This is a genomic window from Pseudomonas sp. BAY1663 (assembly GCF_000582595.1).
Classification (GTDB): domain Bacteria; phylum Pseudomonadota; class Gammaproteobacteria; order Pseudomonadales; family Pseudomonadaceae; genus Stutzerimonas; species Stutzerimonas stutzeri_AF.
Window position 1 is genome coordinate 1 of the sequence record NZ_AZSV01000010.1, and the last position, 18,747, is coordinate 18,747.

14 protein-coding genes and 3 pseudogenes are annotated in these 18,747 nt (G+C 66.9%); 8 read left to right on the plus strand and 9 right to left on the minus strand.

The features are described 5' to 3' along the window. Positions 1–180: 180 nt before the first annotated feature. The 3 genes and pseudogenes from BAY1663_RS04875 to BAY1663_RS04885 all read left to right on the plus strand — a co-directional run bounded on the left by BAY1663_RS04875 (position 181) and on the right by BAY1663_RS04885 (position 3,885). A complete protein-coding gene (locus BAY1663_RS04875; RefSeq protein ID WP_037038327.1) occupies positions 181–705 on the plus strand; it encodes a (2Fe-2S)-binding protein in 525 nt (174 codons plus the stop codon). Then, positions 702–1,687 (plus strand): annotated as a pseudogene (locus BAY1663_RS04880) (xanthine dehydrogenase family protein subunit M). Before BAY1663_RS04875 ends, BAY1663_RS04880 begins: the two are co-directional and overlap by 4 nt. Beyond that, on the plus strand, positions 1,684–3,885 hold the full coding sequence (locus BAY1663_RS04885) for a xanthine dehydrogenase family protein molybdopterin-binding subunit (protein WP_037038328.1): 2,202 nt from the start codon (positions 1,684–1,686) through the stop codon (positions 3,883–3,885). The pseudogene BAY1663_RS04880 and the gene BAY1663_RS04885 overlap by 4 nt, the downstream one beginning before the upstream one ends. Before the next feature lie 23 nt (positions 3,886–3,908). Here BAY1663_RS04885 and BAY1663_RS04890 read toward each other — a convergent pair whose 3' ends face one another. Beyond that, positions 3,909–5,036, minus strand: a complete 1,128-nt coding sequence (locus BAY1663_RS04890; RefSeq protein WP_037038329.1) for a class I SAM-dependent methyltransferase — start codon at positions 5,034–5,036, stop codon at positions 3,909–3,911. Positions 5,037–5,148: 112 nt separating this feature from the next. On the opposite strand from BAY1663_RS04890, the gene BAY1663_RS04895 reads away from it, so the two are divergent. Continuing rightward, positions 5,149–5,925 (plus strand): ferredoxin--NADP reductase, encoded by a 777-nt coding sequence (locus BAY1663_RS04895; protein ID WP_037038330.1) that lies wholly within the window; start codon positions 5,149–5,151, stop codon positions 5,923–5,925. A 281-nt stretch (positions 5,926–6,206) separates the two neighbouring features. Here BAY1663_RS04895 and gdhA read toward each other — a convergent pair. The 6 genes and pseudogenes from gdhA to ettA form a co-directional block, all read right to left on the minus strand. Further along, positions 6,207–7,543 (minus strand): annotated as a pseudogene (gene gdhA, locus BAY1663_RS04900) (NADP-specific glutamate dehydrogenase). A 441-nt stretch (positions 7,544–7,984) separates the two neighbouring features. Continuing rightward, entirely contained in the window at positions 7,985–8,770 is a 786-nt protein-coding gene (gene siaD, locus BAY1663_RS04905) for a biofilm regulation diguanylate cyclase SiaD (RefSeq protein WP_037038331.1), read from the minus strand. Positions 8,771–8,779: 9 nt separating this feature from the next. After that, positions 8,780–9,157, minus strand: a complete 378-nt coding sequence (gene siaC / locus BAY1663_RS04910) for a biofilm regulation phosphoprotein SiaC (RefSeq protein ID WP_037038332.1) — start codon at positions 9,155–9,157, stop codon at positions 8,780–8,782. Positions 9,158–9,175: 18 nt separating this feature from the next. After that, entirely contained in the window at positions 9,176–9,718 is a 543-nt protein-coding gene (gene siaB / locus BAY1663_RS04915; protein ID WP_037038333.1) for a biofilm regulation protein kinase SiaB, read from the minus strand. A 24-nt stretch (positions 9,719–9,742) separates the two neighbouring features. Continuing rightward, positions 9,743–11,729 (minus strand): annotated as a pseudogene (gene siaA / locus BAY1663_RS04920) (biofilm regulation protein phosphatase SiaA). Between the two features lie 157 nt (positions 11,730–11,886). Beyond that, positions 11,887–13,554: an energy-dependent translational throttle protein EttA gene (gene ettA, locus BAY1663_RS04925; RefSeq protein WP_037038334.1), complete on the minus strand. Its 1,668-nt coding sequence runs from the start codon at positions 13,552–13,554 to the stop codon at positions 11,887–11,889. 256 nt (positions 13,555–13,810) lie between these two features. Between ettA and glyA the strand changes: the two genes are divergently transcribed. From glyA to BAY1663_RS04940, 3 genes are all read left to right on the plus strand, one after another. Continuing rightward, positions 13,811–15,064: a serine hydroxymethyltransferase gene (gene glyA, locus BAY1663_RS04930; protein ID WP_037038335.1), complete on the plus strand. Its 1,254-nt coding sequence runs from the start codon at positions 13,811–13,813 to the stop codon at positions 15,062–15,064. A gap of 134 nt (positions 15,065–15,198) precedes the next feature. Then, on the plus strand, positions 15,199–15,660 hold the full coding sequence (locus BAY1663_RS04935) for an isoprenylcysteine carboxylmethyltransferase family protein (protein ID WP_037038336.1): 462 nt from the start codon (positions 15,199–15,201) through the stop codon (positions 15,658–15,660). Between the two features lie 59 nt (positions 15,661–15,719). Next, positions 15,720–16,088 (plus strand): PilZ domain-containing protein, encoded by a 369-nt coding sequence (locus tag BAY1663_RS04940; protein ID WP_037038337.1) that lies wholly within the window; start codon positions 15,720–15,722, stop codon positions 16,086–16,088. A 212-nt stretch (positions 16,089–16,300) separates the two neighbouring features. On the opposite strand, the gene radA is transcribed toward BAY1663_RS04940, so the two are convergent. Beyond that, positions 16,301–17,662 carry a DNA repair protein RadA gene (radA, locus tag BAY1663_RS04945; RefSeq protein WP_037038338.1) on the minus strand — a complete coding sequence of 454 codons (1,362 nt, stop codon included), beginning with the start codon at positions 17,660–17,662 and terminating at the stop codon, positions 16,301–16,303. 116 nt (positions 17,663–17,778) lie between these two features. Between radA and BAY1663_RS04950 the strand changes: the two genes are divergently transcribed. After that, positions 17,779–18,213, plus strand: coding sequence for a CopD family protein (locus BAY1663_RS04950; protein WP_037038339.1), 435 nt, complete (start codon positions 17,779–17,781; stop codon positions 18,211–18,213). A gap of 227 nt (positions 18,214–18,440) precedes the next feature. Here BAY1663_RS04950 and BAY1663_RS04955 read toward each other — a convergent pair whose 3' ends face one another. Next, positions 18,441–18,710, minus strand: a complete 270-nt coding sequence (locus BAY1663_RS04955; RefSeq protein ID WP_037038340.1) for a YdcH family protein — start codon at positions 18,708–18,710, stop codon at positions 18,441–18,443. Positions 18,711–18,747: the final 37 nt, after the last annotated feature.

Below are 18,747 nucleotides of genomic sequence, written 5' to 3' on the forward strand. Positions count from 1 at the left end.
GAACAGCAAGCCCACGCCGGACCGGTGGGAGGCGCGCCCCCGCGGCGATGCAGGCCGCAGGTCTGCCCGAGGCTCCAGGCCCTTTCCATCCCTCACCATGGCTGAACGTTTTCAACATCGTGCCAGTCGTACCCAGAGACGCACGGACAGCGCATCCCAACGCCCAACCGTGAGGCTGCCATGAGCGACAATTCTTCCGCGGCGGATGCCATCGGCACCTGCTCCCTTACCCTCGTGCTGAATGGCGAACGCCGCCGGCTCGAGGTGCATCCCTGGACCACCCTGCTCGATCTGCTGCGCGACCAGCTCGGCCTGAGCGGCACCAAGAAGGGCTGCGATCACGGCCAGTGCGGCGCCTGCACGGTGCTGTTGAACGGCCGGCGGATCAACAGCTGCCTGACCCTGGCGGTGATGCACGACGACGCGGAGCTGACCACCATCGAGGGGCTGGCCCGGGACGACGAGCTGCATCCGCTGCAGGCCGCCTTCGTCTGGCACGATGCCTTCCAGTGCGGCTACTGCACGCCCGGGCAGATCTGCTCGGCGCTCGGGCTCGCCATGGAGCGGCGCGCCGGCAGCCGCGACGAAATCCGCGAGCAGATGAGCGGCAACCTCTGCCGCTGCGGCGCCTATCCGAACATCCTCGCCGCCATCGAGGAGGCGCTGCCGTTGGTCCGCGCACAGTGCGAGGACGATGCCCGATGACGCCGTTCCGCTACCAGCGCCCCGAGCGCATCGACCAGGCCATTGCCCTCGCCGGGCCGGACAGCCGCTACATCGCCGGCGGCACCAACCTGCTCGACCTGATGAAGGAAGACGTACTGCGGCCGCGGCGGCTGATCGACATCAACGGCCTGCCGCTGCGCGACATCGAGCAGACCCCGGGCAATGGCTTGATGATCGGCGCGCTGGTGAGCAATGCCGAGCTGGCCTGGCATCCGCAGGTCGCACAGCGCTACCCGTTGCTGGCCAAGGCGATCCTCGCCGGCGCCTCGCCGCAACTGCGCAACATGGCCAGCACCGGCGGCAACCTGCTGCAGCGTACCCGTTGCCACTACTTCTACGACACCGCCACGCCGTGCAACAAGCGCACGCCTGGGGCCGGCTGCGCGGCGCGCGAAGGGCGCAACCGTATCCACGCGATTCTCGGTGCCAGCACGGCCTGCGTGGCGGTGCACCCGTCGGACATGTGCGTGGCGCTCGCCGCGCTGGAGGCCCAGGTGCACGTCAAGGGCCCGCACGGCCGGCGGCGGATCGCCATGGCGGATTTCCACCGCTTGCCCGGCGAGCGGCCCGAGCAAGACAACAACCTCACCGAGGGCGAGCTGATCGTCGCGGTGGAGCTGCCGGGCGAGGGCTTCGCTTGCCACTATGCCTATCTCAAGCTGCGCGACCGTGCCTCCTACGCTTTCGCGCTGGTGTCGGTGGCCGCCGCGCTGGAGCTGGACGGCGAAGTGATCCGCCAGGCGCGCATCGCCCTCGGTGGCGTGGCGCACAAGCCTGGCGGGTCGAGGCCGCCGAGGCGTTGCTGCACGGCAAGCGCGTCGGCCAGGACTGTTTCGCGGCCGCCGCCGATCGCTTGCTCGAAGGCGCGCAGCCGCTGGCCGACAATGCCTTCAAGATCGAACTGGCCCGCCGCGCGATCGTGCGGGCGCTGAGCGAAGCCGTCGAGGGGAGCATCCGATGAGCCAGGTCGATTGGCCCTTGGGGCAGCCACTGGAGCGTGTCGACGGTCCGCTCAAGGTGCGGGGCCAGGCGCGCTATGCCGCCGAGTTCGAGGTGCCCGGGCTGCTCTACGGCGCGGTGGTCTCCAGCGCCATCGCCCGTGGCCGGGTGCGCCTGATCGACAGCGTCGCTGCCGAGGCGTTGCCTGGCGTGCGGCTGGTCCTGAGCCACCTGAACCGCCCGCCGCTGGCCGGTTACGACGAAGCCTACGAAGACGCCGATGCCGCCGAAGGCTCGCCGTTCCGCCCGCTGTACAACGACCGCGTGCTCTACAGCGGCCAGCCGCTGGCACTGGTGGTCGCCGAGACGCAGGCGCTGGCGCGGCACGCGGCGAGCCTGGTGCGGATCGAATACGAGGTCGAGCCGCACCAGACCGACCTGCAGGCGGTACGCGAGCAGGCCCATCCGGCGCCGGCCGAGGTGCCGCCGCCGCGCGGCGACTTCGCGGCGGCGTTCGCCGTGGCGGCGCACCGGCTCGAGGTCGAATACGGCACGCCGGTCGAGCATCACAACCCCATGGAGCCGCACGCCTCCATCGTCCAGTACCTGCCGGGCGGCGAGTTGCTGGTCCACGACAAGACCCAGGGCGTGCAGAACTGCCAGCGCTACCTGGAGCGGGTGTTCGGCCTGCAGGGCCGGGTCCGCGTGCTGTCGCCCTTCGTCGGCGGCGCCTTCGGCTCCGGCCTGCGCCCGCAGTACCAGTTGCCGCTGGCGGTGATGGCCGCGCTCGCGCTCAAGGCCGCGGTGCGCGTCGAGCTGACCCGCCAGCAGATGTTCAGCTTCGGCTACCGCCCACGCAGCATCCAGCAGCTGAAGCTGGCCGCCGATGGCGAAGGGCGGCTGCAGGCCATCGAACACCAGGCCATCGGCCAGACCTCGCGCTTCGAGGACTTCACCGAACACGAAGTGGAGTGGTCGGGGATGCTTTATGCCTGCGACAACCTGCGCCTGGGCTACCGCCTGGCGCCGCTGGACGTGCATACCCCGCTGGACATGCGTGCGCCGGGCGCGGCCATCGGCGTCTACGCGCTGGAGTGCGCGATGGACGAGTTGGCCCATGCCGTGGGTATCGACCCGCTGGAGCTGCGCCTGCGCAACTACAGCGAGATCAACGGCAACCAGGGCAAGCGCTATTCCAGCAAGGAGCTGCGTGCCTGCTACCAACAGGGTGCCGAGCGTTTCGGCTGGTCGCGCCGGCCGCAGCAGCCGCGCAGCCTGCGCGCCGGCCACGAGCTGATCGGCATGGGCATGGCCACCGGCGTCTGGGAGGCGATACAGATGCCGGCCAGCGCCCGTGCCTGCCTCGATTCGGAGGGCCGGCTGCTGGTAACCAGCGCCACCGCCGACATCGGCACCGGCACCTACACCGCCATGACGCAGATCGCCGCCGCGGCGATGGGCCTGCCGATGGCCGTCGTGGCGTTCCGCCTGGGCGATTCCAGCCTGCCACAGGCACCGCTGGAGGGTGGTTCGGCCACCGTCTCCTCGGTGGGCAGCGCGGTCCAGCAGGCCTGCGCAGCGCTGCAGCAGAAGCTGCTGGACGCCGCGCAGCAGTCGCCGGCCTCGCCGTTCACCGGCGCCAGCCTGCGCGAGGTGGCATTCGCCGGCGGGCGGATGCGCCTGAGGGGGACTGGGCATGCGGTCGATCTTGCCGAGATCGTCAAGGTCAGCGGCGCGCTGGCGGCCGAGGCGCACGTCGAGCCCGGTGAGCAGCGCAAGCAGTGGGCGACCGCGACCCATTCGGCGGTGTTCGTCGAGGTGCGGGTCGACGAGGACCTCGGCACGATCAAGGTCAGCCGGGTGGTCAGCGCGATTGCGGCGGGACGCATCGTCAACCCGAAGACGGCCGGCAACCAGATCGTTGGCGGCGTGGTGTGGGGCATCGGCCAGGCACTGCAGGAAGAAACGCTGATCGATCACCGGCTGGGCCGCTACATGAACCACAACCTCGCCGAGTACCACCTTCCGGTGAACGCGGACATTCCCGAGATCGAGGTGATCTTCGTCGCGGAGCACGACGAGGTGGTCAACGACCTCGGCTCCAAGGGCGTCGGCGAGATCGGCATCGTCGGCGTCGCGGCGGCGGTGGCCAATGCGATCTACAACGCGACCGGCAAGCGGGTGCGGGATCTGCCGATCACCCTGGACAAGCTGGTGTAGCCGGTTGCACGGCGAAGAAAGGCTCAGGCCTTGACCGCCCGCAGGATCACGAACTTGGGTGTCGCCGCGACCTGCTCGACCTTGCCGAACAGGCGCTTGAGCTTGAGGTGGTAGCCGAGGTGGCGGTTGCCGACGATCCACAGTTCGCCGCCCTTGGCCAGGGCCGTCCTGGCCTGGCTGAACATGCGCCAGGCGAGGAAGTCGCCGACCACCTGCTGCTGGTGGAACGGCGGGTTGCACAGCACCAGGTCCAGCGAGGCCGGCGGCTGTTCGGCCAGGCCGTCGCCAGCGCGGATGTCTGCCGGGCGCTCGCCGAGGAGCGCCTGCCAGTTCTCCCGCGCCGACTGCACCGCCATGTAGCTCTCGTCCACCAGGGTCAGCCGCGCCTGCGGATTGCCCAGCGCATAGACGATGCCGAGCACGCCGTTGCCACAGCCGAGGTCGGCCACCCGCAGGTCGCCGAGCGCACGGGGCAGGTGCGGCAGGAAGGCGCGGGTGCCGATGTCCAGGCCCTCGCGGCAGAACAGGTTGGCATGGTTGAGCAGTTCCAGCGGCGGTGCGTCCAGGCGATAGCGAGTCGGGTAGGGCGAGACTGGCGCCGGCCGCTCCGTTGGCGTGGCGAACAGCAGGCGCGCCTTCTTCACCGCCAGTGAGGCCTGTACCGGGCCGACGTACTTCTCCAGCAGGTCGCCAGCGGCGCGCGGCAGGTGCTTGATCATCGCCGCGGCGATCACCCGGGCCCCGGGGGCGAGCTGGCCGTGCAGGCGGATCAGCTGTTCCTCCAGCAGCGCCAGGGTCTTGGGAATGCGGATCAGCACATGGTCGAACGGCCCCTGCGCCACTTCGCTGGCCGGGACGAAGGCCACGCTGTCCGCGGCCAGGCCGTTGCGCGCCAGGTTCTTCTGCAACGCCAGGTGCGCCAGGTGCGAGTCGCCGCTGCTGATCACCTCGACATGCACGGCGAGCGCGCAGGCCAGCGCGCCGAAGCTGTCGTTGAGGATCAGCACCCGCGCGGCAGCCGGCAATCGCTGTTCATGCAGCGTGGCGAGCAGGTACTCGTCGGCGGCGTCGAAGGCCTGCAACGGCTCGTTGGCCTGCTCCGGCTGGCGGATCAGATCGAGGCTGGCATATGGGGTGTCGAGAATAGGCATGAGAACTGGCGGTGTTTGTCGGCGTCGGAAAGGAGTATCAAGAGACCAGGGACCGGGCCAGCAGCGCGCATGGGGTGCCTGAAACCCGGCAGAGGCTCGGAAGGAGCGAAGTATGACCGCCAGCGAAGAGAAGTTCACCCGCCAGCGCTTGCTCGAGGTGCAGACGCTGACCCCCAACCTGTTCACCTTGCGTACCAGCCGCGACCCCGGCTTCCGCTTCGGCGCCGGGCAGTTCGCCCGCCTCGGCGTGCGCAAGCCCAGCGGCTGCATCGTCTGGCGCGCCTATTCGATGGTCTCGGCGCCGCACGACGAGTTTCTCGATTTCTTCTCCATCGTGGTGCCGGACGGCGAATTCACCAGCGAGCTGAGCCGCCTGCAGGCCGGCGACGAGCTGTTGGTGGACAAGCAGGCCTTCGGTTACCTGACCCTCGACCGCTTCCCGGACGGCCGCGATCTCTGGCTGCTGGCCACTGGCACCGGCCTCGCGCCGTTCCTCTCGATCCTGCAGGACTTCGAGGCCTGGCAGCGCTTCGAGCGCATCGTACTGGTCTACAGCGTGCGCGAGGCCCGCGAGTTGGCCTACCAGCGACTGATCCACGCGCTGCCCGCGCGCGAGTACCTGGAAGGACTGGGCGACAAGCTGACCTACCTGCCGGTGGTGACCCGCGAGCAGGTACCGGGGATGCTGCACGGGCGCATCACCACGCTGATCGAGAACGGCGAGCTGGAGCGCGCCGCCGACCTGCGCTTCGAGCCGCAGCACTCGCGGATCATGCTCTGCGGCAATCCACAGATGATCGAGGACACCCGCGCGATCCTCAAGGCGCGCGATCTCAACCTCAGCCTGACCCGCAGGCCGGGGCAGGTGGCGGTGGAGAACTACTGGTAAGGGCGGCTGCAAGCTTCAAGCTGCAAGTGAAGTAAAAGCGAAAGCCCCACCGGGCGATCCGGCGGGGCTTTCGCTTGTAGCGTGCAGCTCGAGGCTTGCCGCCGCTTCAGGGCCGTAGGATGGATGGCCGCAGCCATCCACGCGCGAGTCCCCGCGTGGAAAAGCGCTGCGCGCGTTTTCCACCCTACGGATCGAACGGGCTTTTCCAAACGAAAAGCCCCCAGCGGACGATCCGGCGGGGGCTCTTTCTTGCGGCTTGCAGCTTGGAGCTTGCGGCTAACCTAGACCACGCCCTGCGCCAGCATGGCGTCGGCGACCTTGACGAAGCCGGCGATGTTGGCGCCCTTGACGTAGTTGACCCGGCCGTTCTCCTCGCCGTGGGCGACGCAGGCGTGGTGGATTGATTGCATGATGCCGTGCAGTTTGCTGTCCACTTCGCCGGCGGTCCAGTGCAGGCGCATGGCGTTCTGGCTCATCTCCAGGCCGCTACAGGCCACGCCGCCGGCGTTGGAGGCCTTGCCCGGCGCGTAGAGAATGCCGGCCTCGAGGAACAGGTCCACGGCTTCCAGGGTCGACGGCATGTTGGCGCCTTCGGCGACGCAGATGCAGCCGTTGTTCAGCAGGGTGCGGGCGTCTGCGCCGTCCAGCTCGTTCTGCGTGGCGCAGGGCAGGGCGATGTCGCAGGACAGGCCCCACGGGCGCTGGTCGGCCAGGTAGTTCATGCCGAAGTGCCCGGCCATTTCCTCGAGACGGCCGCGGCGGACGTTCTTCAGTTCCATCAGGTAGTCCCACTGCTCCTCGCTCAGGCCGTCGGGGATATGCAGGGTGCCGCTGGAGTCGGACAGCGAGATGACCCGACCACCCAGTTCCATGACCTTCTGCGCGGCGTACTGCGCGACGTTGCCGGAGCCGGAGATGGCGACGCGCTTGCCTTCGAAGCCGTTGTGGATGCTCTTGAGCATCTCCTCGGCAAAGTACACGCAGCCGTAGCCGGTGGCCTCCGGGCGGATCAGGCTGCCGCCATAGGCCAGGCCCTTGCCGGTCAGCACCGAGGTGAACTGGTTGGACAGGCGCTTGTACTGGCCGAAGAGGAAGCCGATCTCGCGGCCGCCGACGCCGATGTCACCGGCCGGCACGTCGAGGTCGGCACCGATGTGGCGGTACAGCTCGGTCATGAACGACTGGCAGAAGCGCATCACCTCGTTGTCGCTCTTGCCCTTGGGGTTGAAGTCCGAGCCGCCCTTGCCGCCGCCCATGGGCAGCGAGGTGAGGGAGTTCTTGAAGACCTGTTCGAAGGCGAGGAACTTGAGTACGCCGATGTTCACCGACGGGTGGAAGCGCAGGCCGCCCTTGTACGGGCCGATGGCGCTGTTCATCTGGATGCGGAAACCGCGATTGACCTGGACCCGGCCCTGATCGTCGACCCAGGCACCCGGAACAGGATGGCCCGCTCCGGCTCGACCATGCGTTCGAGAATGCCGGCCTGCATATAGCGCGGGTTGGCCGCGAGGAACGACCAGAGGCTGCGCACGACTTCTTCCACAGCTTGGTGGAATTCGGGCTGATGAGGGTCGCGCTGTTTCAGTTGGGCGAGAAAGGCATCAACGGTTTCGATCATTTAAAGGCCCTCGGCGACCGCGCTGCGGCAGTCAGTAATAAGTTTGGCGGGCGACTGTAACAAACCTGTTTTGCACCATGAAAGTGCGATTTATGGCGTTATGTTCGTTTTTAGTGCGCCATATCCGTGCCGAATGGACGGCCCGGATGAGACCGGGCGGGGAAAGCGCGAGCATGTCACGGGCGCTCGGCCCGCCGCAGCGGGGTGTGGTGATCGTGCTTGTGATGGGGTTTGCGGCAGGGGCAAGACCCGTAGCGGCGGGGCGCTGGCGCCGCGTCTTCACCTGCTCGGCGCTCAAGCGTCGCGCCCGTGACCGGCTGCGCGAAAATGCCGCGGATCGGCGGCGGGCTCCAGGCTTCGCGCATTGGGCTTCGCTTCGCTCAACCCAACCTACGGGCTGGCAGGCGGGAGGTGATCCGGGCGAGCGTATTCGTAGGGGTGCTAATCGGCCCGTTCGCAGCGGTTGCGCCCGCTGCGCTTGGCCCGCAGCAGGGCGACGTCAGCGCGGTTGATGGTGCTGGAGTAGGTTTCGTCGGGGCGCAGCTCGGCCACGCCCATGCTGGCGGTCACGCTCAGCAGGTCGTTGTTCACCCGCACGGCCAGGGCGGCGATGCTGTCGCGCAGGCGCTGCATGACCACCTCGGCCTCCTCGGCGGTGCTCTCCGGCATGAGGATCAGGAACTCCTCGCCGCCCCAGCGCCCGCACAGGTCCTGTTCGCGGGTCTCGGCTTCCATCACCCGCACCACCTCGATCAGCACGCGGTCGCCGACCTCATGGCCGTACTCGTCGTTGATCAGCTTGAAGCGGTCGATGTCCAGCATCACCACGCACATCGGACGGCCATAGCGCTTGGCCCGCTCGCTTTCCTCGCGCAGCCGCTCGGTGAGCAGGCGGCGATTGGCGATGCCGGTCAGCGAGTCCAGGGTGGAGGCCTCGTGCAGCGAGATGTTCAGGTCGCGCAGCATCATCTGGTAGCGGTCGGAGATGCGCGCGATCTTCTCCAGCTGGCGCAGCTGCTTGTCCAGGCGTGCGGACAGGCTCAGCTCGCGCTCGCGCGCGATGCTCTGGTAGCCGTCGGACACCCGGGCGATCCGCTCGATCCGGCCGATCAGGTCATTGTGGGCGTCCCACAGCTGGTCGAGCGCTTCCCTGAGTGGATTGCCCTCGTGCTGCGGATCGTCGAGAAGGATGATGACCTGTTGCTCGAGCGGAGTTGGCCCACGCATATCGACCTTCTAGTCGTGACTGAGGATGGAAAAGGGAAAGCTGCAGTCTTCCTTGAATTCCTCGGCCAGCTCTACCACGCGCTCGTTACGCCGGTCGTAATACCAGTTCACGGCGACGTTCTTGCCGTCGCGGTAGGCGGCTTCGAGCAGGTCGAAGATGTCCATCATCGCCTTGATGCTGCTGGTGTTGAGGTAGAGCAGGCGCAGCTCCAGGTTGAGCGGACGTGCGGCCTCGCCGAGGAAGCGCTCGATCCATTCGAACACCTGGTGAAACAGCTCGTAGGAGTTTTCCGGGTAGGAATCGCCCTGCATGGACAGCACGCCACGCTCCCAGTCGGACTGGATGGTGGGGGATGACTGGCTGCCGGGAATCGTAAAGTCGTTCATGTACGTTGCTCTTGAATGTCAGATGACGGCGCTCAGGCTGATGAAGGACAGCCCGTTGGCGACGGGCTGCAAGGAGGCCTGCAGCGGCTCGCTGGATTTTCTGGCGATGTCGATCAGCCCCAGGCCGGCACCGGATACCGTCTGCCCGTCGCGCGGCTTGCGCAGTTGCTCCTTGTACATCGCCTTGAGCTGGGTCTTGTCCAGGTCGGCCAGGTCGTGGATGGCGCTGAGCAGCGTTTCGCCGTCGGCGGTCTCGATCAGGTTGCCGGCGGAAACCACGTAGCGGCCGCGCTCGTCGCGGGCCACGACCACGGTCGCGGCGGCCTCCTGATCGGACCAGTTCTTCTGCCGGGTGTAGTGGCGGATGTTCTGTGTCATCTCGATATAAACGGCGAACACGTCCATCGCGGACGAGGGATGGGCATGCTCGGCGGCCAGGTAGTTGCGCAGGGCATTCCCGATTTCCTCGATCAGACTGCGCGAGATCGGACCGTTGAAGCAGAGCATGATCTGCTGACGGTTGTAGCGCTCGCGCATGGCAAACAGGTCAAGTGATTCCATGGGCAACTCCGGGGTGGACCCTGTTCAGTCGAAGCGGAAACATAGCATCGTAATATCGTCGCGCTGGGGGTAGCCGCCCTGGTACTGCGCCAGGCTTCGCTGAAGGCTTCGCCCTGCTCGGCCAGCGGCAGGCGCGCATGGCGTCTGATCATATCGCAAAGCGGCTGTTGCCGAAGCCGAAACCCAATTCTCCGCCGGCCTGGTCGAGGAAGCCGTCGGTGGTCAGGTAGAAGGTGCGGCCGGGGCGCAGCTGCAGCCTGGCATTGTGGTATTCGCCGATGCGCTTGTCGCCGATGGCGCGACGTGCGGCGGGCAGTTCCTCGACCGTTTCGCCGTCGCAGTAGTACAGCGCGATCTTGGCGCCGGCGAAGGTCACTTCGCGGTGTTCGAAGTCCACGTAGGCCAGGCCGACGTCCATGTTGGTCGCCAGCTGCGCGGTTTCGTCGCACAGCGTGCTGCGCACGAAGCGATCGCTGCGGGCGAGGATGCCGGCCGGGTCGCTCAGGCCGGCATCGGCGATGGCCTGGTCGAGGGCGGCGTGCGCGAGCATCGTCATCAGGGCGCCGGGCACGCCGTGGCCGGCGCAATCCACCACGCCGAACAGGCAGCCGCGCTCGCCGGCGCGGTAGATGTAGAAGTCGCCGCCGACCACGTCGCGTGGGCGCCAGAGCACGGCGTGGCGCTCGCCCATGGCGCTGACCAGTTGCCGATGCGGCAGGATCGCCCGCTGGATCAGGCTGGCGTAGTCGATGGAGTCGTCGATCTTCTTGTGCGCGGCAGCCATCTCGCGGTTGGCCTGTTCCAGTTCACGGGTGCGCTCGCGCACGTGGCTTTCCAGTTCGCTGGTATGGTTGCGCACCTTCTGTGCCATGGCGCCGAAGGCGGCGCTGAGTTCGCCGATCTCGTCGTCGCGGTTGAGCGGCAGCGGCGCGTCGTACTGCCCGGCGGCCATCGCCTGGGCGCTCTTGCGCAGGTGGCGCAGCGGCTTCAGCAGGCGCTTTTCCACCAGCCAGGCACCTGTCGCGATCAAGGTCAGGAACAGCACCAGGAACAGGCCCAGCGCCGGAAGCAGTGGCTTGAGTTCGAGGACCTGCGCGGTGTTCAGGTCGACCGTGCTGGCGACGAACCACTGCAGTTCGGGAATCCAGGCCAGGGCCAGCAGGCGGGGTTCGCCGTCCAGCCTGAGCTTGAGGGTGTAGACGCTCGACGGGTCGTCACGGCTGGCCGCCAGGGTCTGGCGCAGCGTGGTGGCGGCGTCGATGTCGTCGAGCAGGCCGAGGATGTTGGTGGCCAGCGAGCGGCCCTGGGGCGAGTCGGCGTTGAGCGTGATCAGGTTCTGGTTCGGATGCACCAGGATCGAGCCATAGACGTCGAGCACCATGGATTCGACGCCGACCTTGTCGGTGCCGATGAACTGCTCGAGGAAGGCATTGAGGTTGATGCCGGTGCCGACGATGCCCAGCGCTCGCTGGTCCGCGTCGCGTACCAGCATGTTGATCCACAGCTTGAGGTCGTGGGTGAGCACGGCGCGGTCGATGTTGAGATGGTAGGGCGCGTCGGTGGCCAGGGTCTGGAAGAACCACTGGTCACGGGCCGCCTGGGGATCGAGTCGATAGCGCGGTGCGTCGCTGTAGGCCTCGCCGCGACGGTTGGAGTAGTAACCGTTGCTCTGCGCCGCGGCGACGAAGTAGAGGCGGCCATCGAAGACGCGTTGATAGCCGGCGGCTTCCTGGAAGAACGCCGCACGTTTTTTCGGATCGCTCTCGTCGCTCAGCCAGGCGCGGGTGATCTGCGATTCGGCCAGGCGCTGGGTCAGCGCCAGCTCGCGGCTGACCGGCGCGGACAGGCGCTCGCGGTTGAGCTGCACGAGGTTCTGCGCAAAGGCTTCGCCGTAGCGATCCTGTATGTCCTGGAGGATTTCCCGACCGATCGCCCAGGCCAGCGCGAACGCCAGCAGGCTGGTCAGCAGCAGTGCCAGCAAGGATTTGCCGCGCAATCCTAATGCAGCCATGTCGAGTTCCGCTCTCTGTTCATCGTCGCCGGTCCGGCGCGAGATACCGGTGGTGTTATCGGGGGCGGCGATTATCCGGCATAAGGCGCTATGCCACCAGCGACAAAAGGTTCCAGCAAACGAAGACGGAGCCTTTCGGCTCCGTCGTGTACTGCGGTTACTGGGCCAGCTTCTTGTACTTGACCCGGTGCGGCTGGGCGGCCGCATCGCCGAGGCGCTTCTTGCGATCGGCTTCATACTCGCTGTAGTTGCCCTCGAAGAACACCACGCCGCCGTCGTCCTCGTAGGAGAGGATGTGGGTGGCGACGCGGTCGAGGAACCAGCGGTCGTGGGAGATCACGATGGCCGAGCCGGGGAAGTCCAGCAGCGCCTCTTCCAGCGAACGCAGGGTCTCGACGTCGAGGTCGTTGGACGGTTCGTCGAGCAGCAGCACGTTGGCGCCCTGCTTGAGGGTCAGCGCCAGGTGCAGGCGGCCGCGCTCACCGCCGGAGAGGTCCTTGACGAACTTCTGCTGGTCGGCGCCCTTGAAGTTGAAGCGGCCGACGTAGCTGCGCGACGGCACCTCGTAGTTGCCGATGCGGATCTGGTCGAGCCCGTCGGAGACCATTTCCCAGACGGTCTTGTTGCCTTCCAGGTCGTCGCGGCTCTGGTCGACGCAGGCCAGTTGCACGGTTTCGCCGATCTCGATGCTGCCGGCATCCGGCTGCTCCTTGCCCATCAGCATGCGGAACAGGGTCGACTTGCCCGCGCCGTTGCCGCCGATCACGCCGACGATGGCGCCCTTGGGCACGCTGAAGGACAGGTCGTCGATCAGCACGCGGTCGCCGTAGCCCTTGCGCACGTTCTTCAGTTCGATGACCTTGTCGCCCAGGCGCTGGCCGGCCGGGATGTAGATCTCGTTGGTCTCGCTGCGCTTCTGGAATTCCTGCGACTGCATCTCCTCGAAGCGCGCCAGGCGGGCCTTGGACTTGGACTGGCGCGCCTTGGCGCCCTGGCGCACCCACTCCAGCTCGGCCTTCATGGCCTTCTTGTGCGCCGATTCCTGCTTGGCTTCCTGCTCCAGGCGCGCGGCCTTGGCCTCCAGCCACTGCGAGTAGTTGCCCTCGAAGGGGATGCCCTGGCCGCGGTCGAGTTCGAGAATCCAGCCGGCGACGTTGTCGAGGAAGTAGCGGTCGTGGGTGATCGCTACCACGGTGCCGGGGAAGTCGTGGAGGAAGTGCTCCAGCCAGGCTACCGAGTCGGCGTCCAGGTGGTTGGTCGGTTCGTCCAGCAGCAGCATGTCGGGGGCCGACAGCAGCAGGCGGCACAGTGCGACGCGACGCTTCTCGCCACCGGACAGGTGGCCGACCTTGGCCTCCCAGGCCGGTAGGCGCAGGGCGTCGGCGGCGACTTCCAGCTGGCGCTCCAGATTGTGCCCGTCGGCGGCCTGCAGGATGGCTTCCAGGCGCGCCTGCTCGGCGGCCAGGGCGTCGAAGTCGGCATCCGGCTCGGCATAGGCGGCGTAGACCGCGTCCAGGCGCTCCTGGGCTTCCTTGATGGCGCCGACCGCTTCCTCGACCACTTCGCGCACGCTCTTCTCGGGATCGAGCTGCGGCTCCTGCGGCAGGTAGCCGACATTGATGCCCGGCATGGCGCGGGCCTCGCCGTCGAACTCGGTGTCGACACCGGCCATGATGCGCAGCAGGGTGGACTTGCCCGCGCCGTTCAGGCCGAGCACGCCGATCTTGGCGCCGGGGAAGAACGACAGGGAGATGTTCTTGAGAATCTCGCGTTTCGGCGGAACGACCTTGCTCAGCCGATGCATGGTGTAGACGTATTGAGCCATGGAAACGAATGCCCGTGACAGTGGTGGAAAATGCCTGGCCCTGGGCGGCAAAGCCGGGAAAAGCGGGCGGCATGTAAAGGGCGCAAAGCTACCCGAATGCTCCGGCCAGGGCAAACCGCGGCGGCGCCCGGTGCCGGGATGCGCAGGCGAGCGGCTGTTCATCTTGTGCATGACCATCGCTCATACCCGCAGGCGGGCGGATGAGGTAGAATCCGCGCCTCTCTTTTATACCGCCAGCTGATCTCAGAGGACTGCCATGTTCAGCCGTGACTTGACCATCGAACGCTTCGACGCCGAACTCTTCGCTGCCATGCAGCAGGAAGCCAAGCGTCAGGAAGACCACATCGAGCTGATCGCCTCGGAGAACTACACCAGCCCGGCGGTGATGGAAGCCCAGGGCAGCGTGCTGACCAACAAGTACGCCGAAGGCTACCCGGGCAAGCGCTACTACGGTGGCTGCGAGCACGTCGACGTGGTCGAGCAGCTGGCCATCGACCGCGCCAAGGAGCTGTTCGGCGCCGACTACGCCAACGTCCAGCCGCATGCCGGCTCGCAGGCCAACAGCGCCGTCTACCTGGCGCTGCTCAACGCCGGTGACACCATCCTCGGCATGAGCCTGGCCCACGGCGGCCACCTGACCCACGGTGCCAGCGTGTCTTCCTCCGGCAAGCTGTACAACGCCGTGCAGTACGGCATCAACGACCAAGGCCTGATCGACTACGACGAAGTCGAGCGCCTGGCCGTCGAGCACAAGCCGAAGATGATCGTCGCCGGTTTCTCCGCCTACTCGCAGAAGCTGGACTTCGCCCGCTTCCGCGCCATCGCCGACAAGGTTGGTGCCTACCTGTTCGTCGACATGGCGCACGTGGCCGGTCTGGTTGCCGCGGGCGTGTATCCGAACCCGGTACCCTTCGCCGACGTGGTCACCACCACCACCCACAAGACCCTGCGCGGCCCGCGCGGCGGCCTGATCCTGGCCAAGAAGAACGAGGAGATCGAGAAGAAGCTCAACTCCGCGGTCTTCCCCGGCGCCCAGGGCGGCCCGCTGGAACACGTCATCGCGGCCAAGGCGGTGTGCTTCAAGGAAGCCCTGCAGCCCGAGTTCAAGGCCTACCAGCAGCAGGTGGTGAAGAACGCCCAGGCCATGGCCGAGGTGTTCATCCAGCGCGGCTTCGACGTGGTCTCCGGCGGCACGCAGAACCACCTGTTTCTGCTCAGCCTGATCAAGCAGGACATCACCGGCAAGGACGCGGACGCCGCCCTCGGCCGCGCCTTCATCACCGTCAACAAGAACAGCGTGCCGAACGACCCGCGCTCGCCGTTCGTCACCTCCGGCCTGCGTATCGGCACCCCGGCGGTCACCACCCGCGGCTTCCAGGAAGCCGAGTGCCGCGAACTGGCCGGCTGGATCTGCGACATCCTCGACAAGATGGGCGACGAGTCGGTGATCGACGCGGTGCGCGCCAAGGTCCAGGCCGTCTGCGCCAAGTTCCCGGTGTACGGCAACTAAGCGTCCGGACGTTGCAAACGGAAAGCCCGCGCAAGCGGGCTTTCTGCTATCTGCTCCCGCCACCTTGATCGTGGTCGTCGCATCGATGGCGGTACGCGGTAGACTCCGATAACCCGCCCGTTCGGAGTCCTTTCATGTTCAAGCGCGCCACTGGCGTGATCCTGCCGCCACCGGTCATCTATCTGCTGTTCCTCGCCGCGGCCTGGGCGCTCGATGCGCTGCTGCCGATTGCGCTGCCGCGCAATCTCTGGACGCACTACTTCGGTTGGGGGCTGATCGATGCCGGGGTGCTGCTGATGCTCTGGGCCGGGTTGCTGATGCTCTGGCGCAAGACCACGGTCAACCCTTACGGCGAGCCGGCCAGGCTGCTGGAGGAGGGCCCATTCCGCTTCTCGCGCAATCCGATCTACCTGGCCGACAGCCTGATCTACTGCGGCATCGCGCTGCTATGGGGCAGTCCCTGGCCGTGGCTGCTGCTGCCCGCCGTGATCTATGCCATGCAGCGTGGCGTGATCGTGCACGAAGAGCGTCTACTCACCCGGCTGTTCGGCGACGACTATCGCGACTATTGCCGGCGCGTGCGCCGCTGGTTGTGACCGCGGGCGACCTGACACCGTTGTCTATAGTGAACCTAGACCCTGCGGAGTGATTCCCGATGAGCAATACCCCCAGCGAGCGCCGACGCTTCCAGCGCATCGAATTCGACGCCGCCACCGAGCTGGTCCAGGGCGAACGCCGCTGGCCGGTCGAACTGCACGACCTGTCGCTCAAGGGGCTGCTGGTCCGCCGGCCCGCGCAGTGGGATGCCGATGCGAGGCGACCGTTCGAAGCGCGGGTGCGCCTGGCCGACGACGCCGAGGTGTGCATGCAGGTGACGATGACCCACGAGGCGGGCGAACTGATCGGTTTCGTCTGCCGGCACATCGACCTCGACTCGATCGCCCATCTGCGGCGCCTGGTCGAACTCAATCTGGGCGATGAACAGCTGCTGGACCGCGAGCTGGCGGCGTTGGGCGGCAGCTGAACCCACTCTAAAAAGCATCGCCCCGAGGTCGGGCCTCCCACAAAAGCTGCGAGCCCCACGCCGAACCCAGTGGGAGGCGCGCCCTCGCGGCGATGCAGGCCGAAGGCCTGCCAGAAGCGCAAAGGCATCGCCCCGGGACGGCATCTCCCTCAAAGCGACCGAACCCTGGATCGCGCCCCGCACCAAGCGTTGCGCACGCCAATGAGGCGACCTTATTCGAACAACGCGTCCAGTGCCTGTTCCAGGCGCGTCACGGCAATGATCTGCAGACCGGCCGGCGCTTCCTTCGGCGCGTTGCCCCGGGGCACGATGGCACGCTTGAAACCGTGCTTGGCGGCTTCCTTCAGGCGTTCCTGGCCGCTCGGCACCGGGCGGATTTCGCCGGACAGGCCGACCTCGCCGAACACCAGCAGGTCGGTATCCAGCGGCCGATTGCGCAGGCTGGAAATCACCGCCGCCATCAGCGCCAGGTCCGCCGCCGTCTCCAGCACCTTCACGCCGCCCACCACGTTGATGAACACGTCCTGGTCGTAGGTGGGGATGCTGCCGTGGCGGTGCAGCACGGCCAGCAGCATGGCCAGGCGGTTCTGGTCGAGGCCGAGGGTGACGCGGCGCGGGTTGGCCAGGTGGCTGGTGTCGACCAGCGCCTGCACTTCCACCAGCATCGGCCGGGTGCCTTCCCAGGTGGCCATGACCACGCTGCCGGGCACCGCTTCCTGGGCGCGGGTGAGGAAGATCGCCGAGGGGTTGGTGACTTCCTTCAGGCCCTTGTCGGTCATGCCGAACACGCCCAGCTCGTTGATCGCGCCGAAGCGGTTCTTCACCGCGCGCAGCAGCCGCAGGCGGCCGTCGGATTCACCCTCGAAATACAGCACGGTGTCGACCATGTGTTCGAGCACCCGTGGACCGGCCAGCGCGCCTTCCTTGGTGACGTGGCCGACCAGGAAGATCGCCGTGCCGCTCTGCTTGGCGTAGCGCACCAGCAGCGCGGCGCTCTCGCGTACCTGGGCGACGCCGCCGGGGGCGGACTGCAGTTGCTCGGTGAAGATGGTCTGGATCGAGTCGATCACCATCACCTTGGGCTTTTCCAGGCGCGCGGTGGCGATGATCGATTCGATGCAGGTCTCGGTCATCACCTTGAGCCGGTCCTGCGGCAGGTCCAGCCGCCGCGCGCGCATGGCCACCTGCTGCTGCGATTCCTCGCCGGTGACGTACAGCGCCGGGAAGCGCTGGGCGATGGCGCACAGCGTCTGCAGCAGGATGGTGGACTTGCCGATGCCCGGGTCGCCGCCGATCAGCACCACCGAGCCATCGACCAGGCCGCCACCGAGCACGCGGTCCAGCTCGCCGGAGGCGGTGGAGAAACGCGGCACCTCCTCGACGCTGACTTCGGCGAGGGTCTTGATATTGGCCTGGTCGCCGGCCCAGCCGGCGCGCCCCGAGGACGGTGCGGCGCTGTCGACGAGGGTTTCCACCAGGGTATTCCAGGCACCGCAGTCGCCGCACTGGCCGGCCCACTTGGGAAAGGTCGAGCCGCATTCGGTGCAGCCATACATGCGCTTGGCCTTGGCCATGGGAAACTCCGGGTCGGGGGAATGGAGTCGCATGATAACGGCTGACTTGATTGCCATCAGCCACAAGTGGCGTACGAGTCGTCAGACTGTGAACAAATGGGACGGGAGCGAGAGCCATGCGCTATCTGCTGTTTCTTCATCTGCTGGGCGCCTGTGTCTGGGTCGGTGGTCATCTGGTGCTGCTGCTGGGTGTCCTGCCCGGCGCGCTACGCCGGCGCGATCCGCAGCCGGTACGCGGTTTCGAGCAGATCTACGAGCGCATCGGTATCCCGGCGCTGCTGCTGCAGATCGTCACCGGTCTGTGGATGGCGAGCTTGTGGCTGCCCCATGCGCAGTGGTTCGGCGATTCACCCATCGCCCATCTGGTGCAGGCCAAGCTGGCGCTGCTGGGCTTCACCGCCCTGCTCGGGGTGCATGCGCGGCTGTCATTGATCCCCAGGCTCGATGCCCGGCGGCTGCCGCAGCTGGGGCTGCATATCGTGCTGATCACCTTGACGGCGGTGGCGTTCGTCTGGGTCGGGGCGGGGTTCAGGTTCGGTGGGGTGTTCTAGATCACCACGCTGCCTATGCCATTCGCGGGCAAGGCTAGGCGCCCCCGCTGCCGAACGGGCACATGCGGGTAGGTTGGCGCTGAGCGCAGCGAAGCCCAACAGGGGGGCACGAACATGTTGGGCTTCGTCGCTTCGCTCCTCAACCCAACCTACGTTCTCCAGGGCCAAGGCCACGGAGCAACGAAAAAGCCCGCCATGGCGGCGGGCTTCGCGGGAGTGTCTACCTCTCAGCCGCAGCAACCGCCGCAGCAGCTGCCCGAGGCGCGCTTGAGGTCGCGGGCGATGTCGTCCTTCATGTTCACGCGCTCCTGCTTGAGCGCGTTCAGTGCCGCGTCATCCAGAGTCTCGACGCCGTCTTCCACGCGGCAGATGCGCTTGTCCAGGGCTTCATACTCTTCAGCCTTGCGTGCGAAGGCCGGATCTTCCTGGCGCAGTTTCTGCAGTTGCTCGCGCTTTTCAGGGAAATCGTTGATCAATGGATGGTGTTCGACATGCATGGAGGCTGCTCCGGGGGTTATCGGGAAAGCCATACCT

What these genes read in the sequence shown, in the direction of transcription:
- siaD (WP_037038331.1), bottom strand. Translation starts at nt 8,770, where the DNA reads ATGCGTGGGCCAACTCCGCTCGAGCAACAGGTCATCATCCTTCTCGAC.
- BAY1663_RS04890 (WP_037038329.1), bottom strand. Translation starts at nt 5,036, where the DNA reads ATGCCTATTCTCGACACCCCATATGCCAGCCTCGATCTGATCCGCCAG.
- radA (WP_037038338.1), bottom strand. Translation starts at nt 17,662, where the DNA reads ATGGCCAAGGCCAAGCGCATGTATGGCTGCACCGAATGCGGCTCGACC.
- BAY1663_RS04875 (WP_037038327.1), top strand. Translation starts at nt 181, where the DNA reads ATGAGCGACAATTCTTCCGCGGCGGATGCCATCGGCACCTGCTCCCTT.
- glyA (WP_037038335.1), top strand. Translation starts at nt 13,811, where the DNA reads ATGTTCAGCCGTGACTTGACCATCGAACGCTTCGACGCCGAACTCTTC.
- BAY1663_RS04955 (WP_037038340.1), bottom strand. Translation starts at nt 18,710, where the DNA reads ATGCATGTCGAACACCATCCATTGATCAACGATTTCCCTGAAAAGCGC.
- BAY1663_RS04940 (WP_037038337.1), top strand. Translation starts at nt 15,720, where the DNA reads ATGAGCAATACCCCCAGCGAGCGCCGACGCTTCCAGCGCATCGAATTC.
- BAY1663_RS04935 (WP_037038336.1), top strand. Translation starts at nt 15,199, where the DNA reads ATGTTCAAGCGCGCCACTGGCGTGATCCTGCCGCCACCGGTCATCTAT.
- BAY1663_RS04895 (WP_037038330.1), top strand. Translation starts at nt 5,149, where the DNA reads ATGACCGCCAGCGAAGAGAAGTTCACCCGCCAGCGCTTGCTCGAGGTG.
- siaB (WP_037038333.1), bottom strand. Translation starts at nt 9,718, where the DNA reads ATGGAATCACTTGACCTGTTTGCCATGCGCGAGCGCTACAACCGTCAG.
- ettA (WP_037038334.1), bottom strand. Translation starts at nt 13,554, where the DNA reads ATGGCTCAATACGTCTACACCATGCATCGGCTGAGCAAGGTCGTTCCG.
- BAY1663_RS04950 (WP_037038339.1), top strand. Translation starts at nt 17,779, where the DNA reads ATGCGCTATCTGCTGTTTCTTCATCTGCTGGGCGCCTGTGTCTGGGTC.
- BAY1663_RS04885 (WP_037038328.1), top strand. Translation starts at nt 1,684, where the DNA reads ATGAGCCAGGTCGATTGGCCCTTGGGGCAGCCACTGGAGCGTGTCGAC.
- siaC (WP_037038332.1), bottom strand. Translation starts at nt 9,157, where the DNA reads ATGAACGACTTTACGATTCCCGGCAGCCAGTCATCCCCCACCATCCAG.